Genomic DNA, 12,070 nt, shown 5'->3' with positions numbered 1-12,070 from the left:
ACTCTCAGTTATCGACGCGCAGCACCGCCAGAAAGGCTTCCTGCGGGATTTCAACGCTACCAACTTGCTTCATGCGTTTCTTGCCGGCCTTTTGCTTTTCCAGTAGTTTTTTCTTGCGCGAGATGTCGCCGCCGTAACATTTGGCCAGCACGTCTTTGCGCATTGCCTTGACGTTCTCACGAGAAATAATATGGGAGCCGATGGCCGCCTGAATCGCCACATCGTACATCTGGCGCGGAATCAGTTCGCGCATCTTGGAGGCCAGTTCGCGGCCGCGATATTGCGCATTGGCCCGGTGCACAATAAGTGACAAGGCATCAACCTTTTCACTGTTGATCAGGATGTCCAACTTAACGACATCCGCAGCACGATATTCCTTGAAATCGTAATCAAGCGAGGCATAACCTTTCGAGCAGGATTTCAGCTTGTCAAAGAAATCCATGACCACTTCGGCCATCGGCATTTCATAGACCAGCTTTACCTGGCGGCCGTGGTAATGCATGTCGACCTGATTGCCACGCTTCTGATTACAAAGGGTGATGACGTTGCCCAGATAATCTTGAGGAACGAAGATGGTGGCGGTAATAATCGGCTCACGCACCTCTTCCATTTTGGTGACGTCTGGCAATTTGGCCGGGTTTTCCACCTCGATGATCGATCCATCACGCATAACCACTTGATACACAACGGTAGGCGCTGTGGTGATCAAATCCTGATCAAACTCGCGCTCCAGGCGCTCCTGTACGATTTCCATGTGCAGTAATCCGAGGAAGCCACAACGGAAGCCAAAACCAAGCGCCTGGGAAACTTCGGGTTCGTATTGCAGCGAGGCATCGTTCAGTTTGAGTTTTTCCAGCGATTCGCGCAGCGAATCGTACTGATTGGACTCTACCGGATACAAGCCGGCAAAAACCTGCGGCTTGATTTCCTTGAAGCCAGGCAAAGCTTCAGTCGCCTTGCGGTCCATCGTGGTGATCGTGTCGCCAACTTTGGCTGCTTTCAGTTCCTTGATACCGGAAATAACGAAGCCGACCTCACCAGCGCGCAGCATGTCGCGCTTCTCGGATTTTGGTGCAAAGACACCAACCTGCTCACATAGCTGCTCTGCTTCAGTCGCCATGAAAAGCAATTTATCTTTGGGCTTGATGACCCCGTCAACCACACGAACCAACATAACGACGCCGACATAGTTGTCGAACCACGAGTCAATGATCAACGCCTTGAGCGGCGCGTCCGGATTTCCCTTGGGAGGGGGAATTCGAGCGACTACTGCCTCCAGGATGTCCTCAACGCCGAGACCGGTCTTGGCAGAAGCCAGTACAGCTTCGGAGGCGTCAATCCCGATCACATCCTCAATTTCCTGGCGAGCATTTTCCGGGTCGGCCGACGGCAAGTCGATCTTGTTTAGAACCGGTACCACCTCGACATCCAGTTCAAGCGCTGTGTAGCAATTAGCCACTGTCTGCGCTTCGACGCCTTGTGAAGCATCCACGACCAGCAAGGCACCTTCGCAAGCTGATAACGAACGGGAGACCTCGTAGGAAAAGTCGACGTGTCCCGGCGTATCGATCAGGTTCAGGTTGTAAACCTTACCATCACGCGCCTTGTAGCTCAGGGCCGCAGTTTGAGCCTTGATCGTGATGCCGCGTTCGCGTTCGATATCCATCGAATCGAGCACTTGCGCTTCCATCTCGCGATCAGACAAACCGCCGCAGAGGTGGATGATGCGATCGGCCAGCGTCGATTTGCCGTGGTCAATGTGCGCGATGATCGAGAAGTTTCTAATATGATCCATTGGTGCCAGTAAAAAAGGGCGCTGTCCGGCGCCCTTCCCTTTTCAGAAGACCCTGAATTTTAGCGGATTTCAGCCAAATATTCACGAACTTTGGCCTCATCCAGAAAGTAATGGCATAACTCTGTCTCGCCATGCAATAGCACAGGTACCTGCTCGTCGTATTTGGCCTCCAAGGCGGGATCAGCGTCAACATCAAATACAGCCACTGAGGCGCCAAACTCTTTAGCAAGCGGTGCTAGTGCCAACTCCATATCGTGACAGAGGTGACAGTAGCCGCGACTCATCAGGGTTAATTCAACCACCGTTCAAGCCTTTTACGGTGATGAAAGTCTGCATTTCGCCACGACGAACAAGCAGGGTCACGTTACTACCTTTCTCAAACTGAGCCAGTAGCTTATTGAACTGGTCCACCGTCTTGACCTCAGTGGTAGCACCTTTCGCAATCACTGCAATCACAATGTCACCAGCACGCAGATCGGTACGAGCCCCCTGCCCGCGAACATCTTCGATTAGCAGGCCGGAATTCATTTTCAGCTCGCGTTTTTGATCAGGAGTCAGTTCGCTGACGACCAAACCGAGGCGATTGGCCGTCTGTTCAGAGAGTTTCCCGCGTGGCACCTTTGTATTTGCCTGCTTTTCATCAGGAACCTCACCTATCGTGACACCGATATCGCGTGTCGCCCCCTTGCGCCAAACCTGAACTACAGAGCGGCCACCCGGCCTGGTTGCACCCACCATGCGTGGCAAGTCAGCCGAATTGTTGATCGTCTTGCCATCAAATTTCAGGATTACGTCGCCAGCCTCTATGCCGGCTCGTTCAGCTGGCCCGCCCTTTTCCACAGAGTTCACCACAGCGCCAATCGGTTTGGTCAAGCCCAGCGAATCGGCGAGTTCCTTGTTAACCTCCTGAATCACCACCCCCAGGCGACCACGACTAACCTTGCCGGAAGCGCGCAACTGATTCTGGATGTCCATCGCCACATCGATAGGAATGGCGAAGGAAACCCCCATGTAGCCACCACTACGGCTGTAAATCTGCGAATTGATACCAACCACTTCGCCACGCATATTGAACAGTGGGCCGCCGGAATTACCAGGGTTAATCGCGACATCGGTCTGGATGAAAGGAACGTAGTTTTCCTGGGGCAGAGAGCGCCCCTTGGCGGAAACAATACCAGCGGTTACCGAGTTGTCGAACCCGAATGGCGAGCCAATGGCGACCACCCATTCCCCTACCTTGATTTGGCCCGGATCACCCAGCTTGGCAGCAGGAAGTCCGGTAGCTTCAATCTTGATCAACGCAACATCGGTTCGTTTGTCTGCACCGATGATCTTGGCCTTGAATTCACGCTTGTCCGTCAGGCGTACCGCAACTTCATCGGCCCCATCAACGACGTGCGCGTTCGTCAGGATATAGCCATCACCGCTGATAATGAAGCCGGAACCGAGTGACTTGTTTTCGAAGTCACGCGGTACGGCGCCACCTGGGTTGCGTGGAATGAAGCGCTTGAAGAATTCGAAGGCAGGGTCATTTTCGTCAAACGGGAACGGCATCATTTGTGCCTGCCCGCGGACGATCTGTGTCGTGCTGATATTGACGACTGCCGGTCCCTGCTTTTCGGCCAACTCGGAAAAATCGGGTAAGCCACGCGTCTGGGCAACAACAGGCAGTGAGCACAAGAAGCAAAGAGAACACAGAGCCACAAAGCGTTTCATGGGAACAAATACCTCCGGATTCGATCAGGAACGGGAAATTATATGAGGGCGTTCAGTCGAGTTTCCAGCATTGGCTTGCGAGCGAAAACGAATGTACAAAAAAGACAGAATCAAGCCACTTGCCGCACCAAGCACGGCACCGCCGTCACCGGCAAATGAAGCCCCGATGACAGCTCCACCGATGCAGCCGATCAGCGGAACCCCGTAAGCCAGATTAGCTGTATGGCGAACGCTACCGGCAGCAACTGCGATCGTCACGTGATCACCAATATCCGCGCCGATTGCGTTGTCTACCTGATAAGTTTTTGGCCCGGCACAAAACATCTGGGTTAGGTGCTGGCCGCCACAGCCGCCTTTTTCATGACACCGCCCACAGCCACCCTGCTCTACTTCAACAAGGGCGCTTGCCCCCTCTCGAGCACGAACTACGGCCCGGATCGTTGTCTGTTCATCACTCATGCTTACCAACGCTTGTCAGGTGACGTATCAAGTAACGGGCGTAACTTTGCAGCTACAGCCTCTCTGGCACGAAAAATACGTGACCGGACAGTTCCTATCGGACAATTCATAATTCCGGCGATTTCCTCATAGGACAACCCCTCCAGTTCGCGTAGTACGATTGCTGTACGGAGTTCCTCCGGCAAGGAATCCATTGCTGCATTCACTGTTTCACCAATCTGCTTGGACAGAAGAAGGCTTTCTGGAGTATTGATATCCCGTAACTGGCTGGCTTCTTCGAAAGTTTCAGCCTCCTCTGAGTCGAACTCAGTGCTAGTCGGCGCCCTTCGCCCCTGCGACACCAGATAGTTCTTCGCAGTATTGATGCCAATGCGATACAACCAAGTGTAAAAGGCACTCTCGCCACGGAAGGAAGGCAAGGCCCGATAAGCCTTAATGAAAGCCTCCTGCGACACATCCTCGACTTCCGCCGCATCACGGATGAAACGCGACAGCAAACGCCCCAGCTTACGCTGGTATTTGCTCACCAACTGGTCGAAGGCGCGCTGATCTCCGCCTTGCGCCCGTTCGACCAGCACCTGATCGATTTCGCGCTCACTCATGGCTCTCGTTTTCCCTGAGGGTAATGATTAGTATGTTTATTGGTCAGAGTATAGCGCAGCCATTTTGGTGGTGAAGATAGGTAGTTATCCTTAATTTGTGACTATCTGTAACGGGATGAATCGTTTTCTGCGTGCTATATTTCGTTCAAAACTATTCATATAGAGAACAGCCGTGCAGAAATTTGATGTCCTGATCATCGGTAGCGGGCTTGCTGGCCAGTCTGCCGCATTGAGACTCGCCCCTCATTGCCGAGTGGTACTCGTCAGCAAGCGTAGCCTTGAAGACTCCGCATCCGGCTGGGCTCAAGGGGGGATTGCTGCGGTACTGGACAGCCAGGATTCCATCGAAGCGCATATTCGGGATACGCTGATTGCCGGCGCTTGGTTGAACGACGAAAAAGCTACCCGCCATGTCGTTGAAAACGGGCGCCGAGTTATCGAGTGGCTGATTGAACAAGGCGTCCCTTTCACCAAAGACGACTCTGGCTACCACCTTACCCGCGAAGGAGGCCACAGTGCTCGCCGTGTTATCCACGTTGCTGACGCGACTGGTCTTGCCGTACAGGACACGTTAACCAAGAAAGTTCGCGCCAATCCAAACATTACCGTTCTGGAAGATCACATCGCGATCGACCTGATCACGGGAGACAAGCTCGGTCAAAACGATAAGCGCTGCTATGGCGCCTACATTCTGAATAATCGTAATGGTGAAGTGATCACCATTGGCGCCCAGAACACCCTTATCGCCACAGGCGGTGCCGGCAAGGTTTATCTCTATACGACCAACCCCGATACCTCCACAGGTGATGGCATAGCCATGGCTTATCGTGCGGGTTGCCGGGTATCGAACATGGAATTTATCCAGTTTCACCCGACCTGTCTCTATCACCCCCAGGCTAAATCATTCCTTATATCTGAAGCAGTACGTGGCGAAGGCGGGCTACTCCGCCTGCCGGACGGAACTCGCTTCATGCCTGAGCACGATGACCGCGCAGAACTGGCACCGCGTGACATCGTCGCTCGTGCCATCGACTTCGAAATGAAGAAACGCGGCCTCGATTGTGTCTTCCTCGATATTTCACACAAGGATGAAGCGTTCATTCGCGGTCATTTCCCGAATATTTACGCTCGCTGCCTGGAACTGGGTATTGATATCACCCAGGAAGCGATTCCTGTCGTGCCTGCTGCCCACTACACCTGCGGCGGTATTGTCAGCGATCTTCACGGCCGCACCGATGTGTCAGGACTGTACGTCGCCGGTGAAGCCTCCTGCACCGGACTGCACGGTGCCAACCGCCTTGCTTCCAACTCATTGCTTGAATGCCTAGTGTTTGCCGAAGCAGCGGTTAACGACATCTTGAGCAAGAAATCCGAAAAAATCCCCACATTGCCGCGCTGGGATGAAAGCCGGGTGACTGATGCCGATGAAGAAGTGGTCATATCCCATAACTGGGATGAGCTCCGTCGCTTCATGTGGGATTACGTCGGTATTGTCCGAACGACCAAACGACTGAAACGGGCAAAACATCGCATTGGTTTGTTGATGCGGGAAATTGACGAGTTTTATGCCAATTTCCGGGTTAGCCATGACCTTATTGAGTTACGCAATTTGGTAGTAACCGCGGACTTGATCGTGCGCTGTGCCATGTTGCGCAAAGAAAGCCGGGGACTACATTTTTCCCGAGATTTTCCTGATATGGCCAGCAAGCCGAAGAACACGGTCCTCAAGCGTCGCCGACAAGCGGGCTGAATTTCGCTCGCCAACGGAGAAATACGCGCAGGCGCCTGAAATCGTCAGTTTTCATGCTATCCGCAGCCACAACAAGTACGCATTTTTTGCCGTTCAGTGCGCGGAGCCGAACAACAGTCAACCAGGGATGCACTGTTGCACCTGGCAATAATTCGGCCTCAAGGAAATTCATGCTCCCTGCTTCTGAAACAAAGATCAGACCGGAGCGCTCAAGCCGAATACCAGAAACTGTCGACTTCAATTTTCGCCAAGCATCGTAGCCAACCACCACGATAAGCAAAGCGATCACCAATCGGATGATCGCAGAATACGGTAACACCATCGTGATGGCCATTACGAGCAAAGTCGTGACGATTAATGCGCCATCCAGAAAGCGAGAACGGTGCAGTCCGATGATGGTCGGAAACTGCACCGTTTGATTCCTTTCGGAAGCGGCTGGCTTAGACGCGCTTGAAAACCAGCGAGCCGTTCGTACCGCCGAAGCCGAAGTTGTTTTTCAGCGCAATATCAATCTTCATCGGCCGTGCCTTGTTGGCACAGTAGTCCAGGTCGCACTCCGGATCCTGGTTGAAGATGTTGATGGTTGGCGGAGATATCTGGTGATGGATGGCCAGAACCGTGAACAAAGACTCGACGCCACCAGCGCCACCCAACAGGTGACCGGTCATCGACTTTGTCGAATTGACGACGATCTTATAAGCGGCATCACCGAAAGCAGCCTTGATGGCATCCGACTCGTTCTTGTCACCAAGCGGAGTCGAAGTGCCATGCGCGTTGACGTACTGCACGTCGGACGGCGCAATGCCAGCATTCTTCAGTGCATTGACCATGGAACGACGTGGGCCGTCCATGTTCGGCGCAGTAATGTGATAAGCATCAGCGCTCCGGCCGTAGCCAGCCACTTCGGCATAGATCTTTGCGCCGCGGGCCTTGGCATGCTCGTACTCTTCGAGAACCAGAACACCGGCACCTTCGCCGAGGACAAAGCCATCACGATCCTTGTCCCACGGACGACTGGCCGTCGTCGGATCATCATTGCGAGTAGACAGAGCACGAGCGGCACTGAAGCCCCCCATGCCCAGCGGCGAAACCGTCGATTCAGCACCACCGGCCACCATCACATCGGCATCGCCGTATTCAATGATGCGCGCGGCCTCGCCGATCGAGTGGGTACCCGTCGTACAAGCGGTGACGATAGCCAGATTCGGCCCCTTGAAGCCGTACTCGATCGACAGGTTGCCGGAGATCATGTTAATGATCGAACCGGGCACGAAGAACGGCGAAACCTTGCGCACACCGCCAGCAATGTATTCGTCTTTGGTTTCCTCGATCAGCGGCAGACCGCCGATACCGGAGCCAATGGCGACACCGACGCGCTCGGGGTCAGCAGCACCTTCCTTATCCAGACCGGCATCGCGGACAGCCTGTATGCCGGCAGCCAGACCGTAATGGATAAACCTATCCATGCGCCGGGCATCCTTGGCCGAAATATATTGGGTAATATCGAAATTCTTGACCTCACCGGCAAACTGAACCGGGAAGGTGGAAGTATCGAATCGGGTAACGGGAGCGATACCAGAACGGCCGGCGATGATGTTCTGCCAGCCTTCCTCTACGCTGTTGCCGACCGGGGAAATGAGCCCCAAACCGGTAATTACGACTCTGCGACGTGCCAAGATGCACTCCGAAAGCAAATGTAGCAAAGCCGGCCTTTGAGGCCGGCCTTGCCTGGTTCAAACCGGAATTGGCTTACTTCTTGCCGGCGAGGATGTAATCGACAGCCTGCTGGACAGTGGTGATTTTCTCAGCCTGGTCGTCAGGAATCTCGCACTCGAATTCCTCTTCCAGAGCCATGACCAGCTCGACGGTGTCCAGGGAGTCAGCGCCCAGATCATCCACAAAAGAGGACTCGTTCTTGATGTCCGCTTCGTTCACGCCCAGTTGTTCGGCGACGATCTTTTTGACGCGCTCTACGATGTTATCCATTAGAAAAACTCCTTCCCCTCAGGGGTACGAAAAAAAACGTTACGATTCTACCAAAAGCCGAGGCTTAGCGGAATCAATCCATAAACATGCCGCCATTCACATGCACGGTAGTGCCCGTGACATACGAGGCAGCGGGAGAAACCAGAAAACCCACGGCACCGGCGATATCCTCCGGAGTGCCGGCTCGAGCCAGCGGAATGGACGCCAGCATGGCTGCCTTCTGCTCTTCGGTCAAGGCGTGCGTCATGTCAGTGGCGATAAAACCCGGTGCAACGCAATTGACAGTGATGTTGCGGCTACCTAATTCGCGAGCCAGCGAACGACTCAGGCCAGCCACGCCAGCCTTGGCTGCACAGTAGTTGGCCTGCCCAGCATTGCCGGAGTAACCAACCACCGAGGAAATATTGACGATGCGGCCAAAACGCGCCTTCATCATGCCCCGCATCACGCCACGGGAAAGTCGGAAAACCGCCTTCAGGTTCGTATCAATGACAGCATCCCACTCGTCGTCACCCATGCGCATGGTGAGATTGTCACGAGTAATACCAGCGTTATTAACCAAAATGGTTATGGCACCGAATTCCTTGGCGATATCGGATAAGGCAGCATCCGTCTGCGCTACGTCGCAGACATTCAGCGCAATTCCCTTGCCCTTGATACCCGCTTCCAAAAGATAGGCGGAGATTTTTCCTGCACCTTCTTCACTGGTAGCAGTACCAATCACGGTTGCCCCCTGCTTGCCAAGCTCCAGAGCAATAGCCCGCCCGATACCCCGGGTCGCACCGGTCACCAGCGCAATTTTATCGGTCAGCATATTCATTCCAGACCCAGATTTGCTTCAATGGACGCCGCATCAGCCAGCGCGACACCGACGACACCATCGGCACATCGCTTGGTCAAACCAGCCAGCACCTTGCCGGGGCCGCATTCAGCAACAGTAGAGACGCCCAGCGAAGCCATGACCTGAATAGTCTCGACCCAGCGTACAGGATTGTAGGCCTGACGCACCAAGGCATCCTTGATGCGACCGGGATCATTTTCGATTGAAACATCGACGTTATTGATCACCGGAATTAATGGAGCATTCAGAGACAACTCAGCCAAGCGGGCAGCAAGTTTGTCAGCAGCCGGGCGAATCAGAGATGAATGAAAGGGAGCTGAGACGGGCAATGCCTTGGCCATCTTGGCACCACGGGCTTTGCACGCCTCCATGGCGCGCTCGACAGCTGCTTTGTGACCGGCAATAACGGTCTGACCATTGGCATTGAAATTAACTGGCTCGACTACTTCGCCTTGCGCTGCCTCTGCACAGGCAGCAGCAATCCCAGCATTATCCAATCCAAGTACCGCGGCCATGGCACCAGTCCCTACCGGAACAGCCTCCTGCATGGCTGCAGCACGCAGGCGAACCAGCGGCACCGCATCCTTCAGGTCGATCACCCCGGCCGCGACGAGCGCGGAGTATTCACCCAGGCTGTGGCCGGCAACGACCGCCGGCTTCCTGCCGCCCTTCTCTTGCCACAGGCGCCAAACTGCAATACCTGCGGTCAGCATAACAGGCTGCGTGTTAACCGTTTGGGTCAGCAATTCAGCCGGGCCATTGGCGACCATGGACCAAAGATCATCGCCCAGCGCCGCTGAGGCCTCATCAAAAGTGGCGCGAACCACGGGCGCATCGCCGTAAGCTGACATCATGCCAACGCTCTGTGAGCCTTGACCGGGAAATACGAATGCAAAAGACATGTTTTTGTCCCCTGGTTCAGAATTCAAGCAGGGCTGCGCCCCAAGTAAAGCCGCCACCAACGCCTTCAAGAAGTACCTTCTGGCCTCGCTGGATACGCCCGTCGCGCACCGCTTCATCTAGCGCCAGCGGTACAGAAGCGGCGGAAGTGTTGCCATGGCGGTCAACAGTAACGATCACCTTATCGCGATCGACCCCCAGCTTCTTGCCGGTAGCTTCGATAATTCGAATATTTGCCTGATGAGGAATCAACCAATCAACATCACTGGTTTGAATATCGGCGGCTTGACAGACTTTCTCGGCTATATCGGCCAGCACGCGCACAGCAAATTTGAAGACTGCCTGGCCGTCCATGCGCAGGAAAGGGTCACCAGTCACCTGACCGCCGCAAATTTGCCCCGGCACATTCAGGATACCGCTCTGGCTACCGTCGGCATGCATGGCCGTAGCCAGAATGCCTGGTTTATCAGCGGCCTCAAGAACCACAGCCCCGGCGCCATCGCCAAACAGGACGCAGGTCCCCCTATCGTTCCAGTCAAGGATGCGCGAAAACACCTCGGCACCAATAACCAAGGCTTTCTTGTGGCTGCCGGAGCAAATGAATTTTTCGGCAATACCCAGAGCGTAGGTAAAACCGGCGCAGACTGCCTGAACATCAAAGGCTGCAGCCCCCTTGTTGCCAAGTTTTCCTTGGATTAGGCAGGCAGTGCTCGGAAAGATGAAATCGGGAGTCGAGGTAGCAACGATGATCAGATCAAGGTCGGCGCCTGCCACGCCGGCCATTTCCAGCGCTTTTTGCGCGGCGATCAAGCCAAGTTCGCTCGAAGTAGTACCCGGTGGAGCGAGATAGCGACTGCGAATGCCGGTACGAGTGACGATCCACTCGTCGCTGGTATCGATACCGCGCGCAGCTAGATCGCTGTTGCTGACAGGATTACCCGGCAGATAACTGCCGGTGCCACTCAGGCGTGCATACATTCAGACGTTCTCCACGGCTGCAGGAATCATCGCTGCTATTCGGCTAGAAATGCGTTCAACAACCCGGTTTTCTGCCGCATCATAGGCGCGCGAAATGGCATTCCCGAAAGCCAGTATATCGGCTGAGCCGTGGCTCTTGACCGAAATACCCTTGAGTCCGAGAAGAATTGCACCATTGTAACGGCGATGGTCAAAGCGCTTTTTGAAATTATTGAGTACTGAGATGGCAATCAAGGCAGCCAGCTTGGTCAGCCAATTACGCTTAAATTCGCTGCGCAGCGAGGAGGCCAGCATCTGGGCCAGCCCCTCGGAGGTTTTTAAGGCGACATTTCCGACGAAACCGTCGCAAACGATGACGTCAGCTTCGCCTTTATATATGCCATCACCCTCGACATTGCCGATGAAGTTAAGATCTGAAGCCCTAAGTAACTCGGCAGCAGCCTTGACCACCTCATTGCCCTTGATTTCTTCTTCGCCAATATTGAGGATACCGACGGTCGGCTGATCCTTGTGTTCCATCGCAGCAACCAGCATGGCGCCCATGATGCCAAACTGGAGCAGATGGTGCGGACCACAATCGACGTTCGCGCCAAGATCCAGCATGTGCGTATGGCCATTAACGGTTGGCAGCGGCGCACAAATAGCCGGGCGATCGATACCGGGGAGCATCTTCAATACAAAGCGAGAGATTGCCATCAAGGCACCGGTGTTGCCAGCTGAAACACAGGCATCGGCATCACCAGCCTTGACCTGATTAATAGCCACCCGCATAGACGAATCTTTTTTATTGCGTAGGGCAAGCGCCGGCGACTCATCCATACCAACGATTTCGGAGGCGTGGAGAAGGCGAATGCGGGAATCGTTGGCATGATTGCCGAGCAACGGACGCAAAACCCCCTCCTGACCAACCAGGACGAGATTAGCAGACGGATGCTCCGCAAGAAATTGAATGGCCGCAGGTACCGTCACAGACGGACCGTGGTCACCCCCCATGCAATCAATGGCAATGCGGGTTGTCATAAGGCAAAAGAAAAGGCAGGCGG

13 protein-coding genes are annotated in these 12,070 nt (G+C 54.4%); 1 reads left to right on the top strand and 12 read right to left on the bottom strand.

Annotation, left to right across the window (positions count from 1 at the left end; translation table 11 throughout):
• Nucleotides 1-4 precede the first annotated feature (4 nt).
• The 5 genes from lepA to rpoE are packed head-to-tail and all read right to left on the bottom strand — an operon-like array spanning nt 5 to nt 4,572.
• The gene (gene lepA, locus DARO_RS10435) at nt 5-1,795 is read right to left on the bottom strand and encodes a translation elongation factor 4 (RefSeq protein WP_011287773.1); all 1,791 of its coding nucleotides are present in this window, start codon (nt 1,793-1,795) and stop codon (nt 5-7) included.
• Nucleotides 1,796-1,854: 59 nt separating this feature from the next.
• The gene (locus DARO_RS10430; RefSeq protein WP_041224920.1) at nt 1,855-2,079 is read right to left on the bottom strand and encodes a glutaredoxin family protein; all 225 of its coding nucleotides are present in this window, start codon (nt 2,077-2,079) and stop codon (nt 1,855-1,857) included.
• Nucleotides 2,080-2,089: 10 nt separating this feature from the next.
• Nucleotides 2,090-3,511 (bottom strand): DegQ family serine endoprotease, encoded by a 1,422-nt coding sequence (locus DARO_RS10425; protein WP_011287771.1) that lies wholly within the window; start codon nt 3,509-3,511, stop codon nt 2,090-2,092.
• A 24-nt stretch (nt 3,512-3,535) separates the two neighbouring features.
• Nucleotides 3,536-3,970, bottom strand: coding sequence for a SoxR reducing system RseC family protein (locus tag DARO_RS10420; RefSeq protein WP_083761513.1), 435 nt, complete (start codon nt 3,968-3,970; stop codon nt 3,536-3,538).
• A gap of 2 nt (nt 3,971-3,972) precedes the next feature.
• Complete coding sequence (gene rpoE / locus DARO_RS10415) at nt 3,973-4,572, bottom strand: RNA polymerase sigma factor RpoE (protein ID WP_011287769.1); 600 nt, start codon at nt 4,570-4,572, stop codon at nt 3,973-3,975.
• 172 nt (nt 4,573-4,744) lie between these two features.
• On the opposite strand from rpoE, the gene nadB reads away from it, so the two are divergent.
• Nucleotides 4,745-6,322, top strand: a complete 1,578-nt coding sequence (nadB, locus tag DARO_RS10410; protein ID WP_011287768.1) for an L-aspartate oxidase — start codon at nt 4,745-4,747, stop codon at nt 6,320-6,322.
• Here nadB and DARO_RS10405 read toward each other — a convergent pair.
• From DARO_RS10405 to plsX, 7 genes are all read right to left on the bottom strand, one after another.
• Nucleotides 6,297-6,734, bottom strand: a complete 438-nt coding sequence (locus DARO_RS10405; protein ID WP_011287767.1) for a protein YgfX — start codon at nt 6,732-6,734, stop codon at nt 6,297-6,299. The genes nadB and DARO_RS10405 overlap by 26 nt on opposite strands.
• A gap of 28 nt (nt 6,735-6,762) precedes the next feature.
• The gene (gene fabF, locus DARO_RS10400; protein WP_011287766.1) at nt 6,763-7,998 is read right to left on the bottom strand and encodes a beta-ketoacyl-ACP synthase II; all 1,236 of its coding nucleotides are present in this window, start codon (nt 7,996-7,998) and stop codon (nt 6,763-6,765) included.
• A gap of 73 nt (nt 7,999-8,071) precedes the next feature.
• A complete protein-coding gene (acpP, locus tag DARO_RS10395) occupies nt 8,072-8,308 on the bottom strand; it encodes an acyl carrier protein (protein WP_011287765.1) in 237 nt (78 codons plus the stop codon).
• Between the two features lie 73 nt (nt 8,309-8,381).
• Nucleotides 8,382-9,122 carry a 3-oxoacyl-ACP reductase FabG gene (fabG, locus tag DARO_RS10390; RefSeq protein ID WP_497463053.1) on the bottom strand — a complete coding sequence of 247 codons (741 nt, stop codon included), beginning with the start codon at nt 9,120-9,122 and terminating at the stop codon, nt 8,382-8,384.
• Nucleotides 9,123-9,124: 2 nt separating this feature from the next.
• Nucleotides 9,125-10,051: an ACP S-malonyltransferase gene (gene fabD, locus DARO_RS10385; RefSeq protein ID WP_011287763.1), complete on the bottom strand. Its 927-nt coding sequence runs from the start codon at nt 10,049-10,051 to the stop codon at nt 9,125-9,127.
• A gap of 16 nt (nt 10,052-10,067) precedes the next feature.
• Nucleotides 10,068-11,027 carry a beta-ketoacyl-ACP synthase III gene (locus tag DARO_RS10380; RefSeq protein WP_011287762.1) on the bottom strand — a complete coding sequence of 320 codons (960 nt, stop codon included), beginning with the start codon at nt 11,025-11,027 and terminating at the stop codon, nt 10,068-10,070.
• Nucleotides 11,028-12,047: a phosphate acyltransferase PlsX gene (gene plsX / locus DARO_RS10375; protein ID WP_011287761.1), complete on the bottom strand. Its 1,020-nt coding sequence runs from the start codon at nt 12,045-12,047 to the stop codon at nt 11,028-11,030.
• Nucleotides 12,048-12,070: the final 23 nt, after the last annotated feature.

The organism is Dechloromonas aromatica RCB, assembly GCF_000012425.1.
The sequence above is the reverse complement of the archived record's forward strand: the minus strand, read 5'-3'. Positions and strand labels throughout refer to the sequence as shown.

What these genes read in the sequence shown, in the direction of transcription:
- lepA (WP_011287773.1), bottom strand. Translation starts at nt 1,795, where the DNA reads ATGGATCATATTAGAAACTTCTCGATCATCGCGCACATTGACCACGGC.
- fabD (WP_011287763.1), bottom strand. Translation starts at nt 10,051, where the DNA reads ATGTCTTTTGCATTCGTATTTCCCGGTCAAGGCTCACAGAGCGTTGGC.
- DARO_RS10430 (WP_041224920.1), bottom strand. Translation starts at nt 2,079, where the DNA reads ATGAGTCGCGGCTACTGTCACCTCTGTCACGATATGGAGTTGGCACTA.
- acpP (WP_011287765.1), bottom strand. Translation starts at nt 8,308, where the DNA reads ATGGATAACATCGTAGAGCGCGTCAAAAAGATCGTCGCCGAACAACTG.
- plsX (WP_011287761.1), bottom strand. Translation starts at nt 12,047, where the DNA reads ATGACAACCCGCATTGCCATTGATTGCATGGGGGGTGACCACGGTCCG.
- DARO_RS10425 (WP_011287771.1), bottom strand. Translation starts at nt 3,511, where the DNA reads ATGAAACGCTTTGTGGCTCTGTGTTCTCTTTGCTTCTTGTGCTCACTG.
- rpoE (WP_011287769.1), bottom strand. Translation starts at nt 4,572, where the DNA reads ATGAGTGAGCGCGAAATCGATCAGGTGCTGGTCGAACGGGCGCAAGGC.
- fabG (WP_497463053.1), bottom strand. Translation starts at nt 9,122, where the DNA reads ATGCTGACCGATAAAATTGCGCTGGTGACCGGTGCGACCCGGGGTATC.
- DARO_RS10380 (WP_011287762.1), bottom strand. Translation starts at nt 11,027, where the DNA reads ATGTATGCACGCCTGAGTGGCACCGGCAGTTATCTGCCGGGTAATCCT.
- DARO_RS10420 (WP_083761513.1), bottom strand. Translation starts at nt 3,970, where the DNA reads ATGAGTGATGAACAGACAACGATCCGGGCCGTAGTTCGTGCTCGAGAG.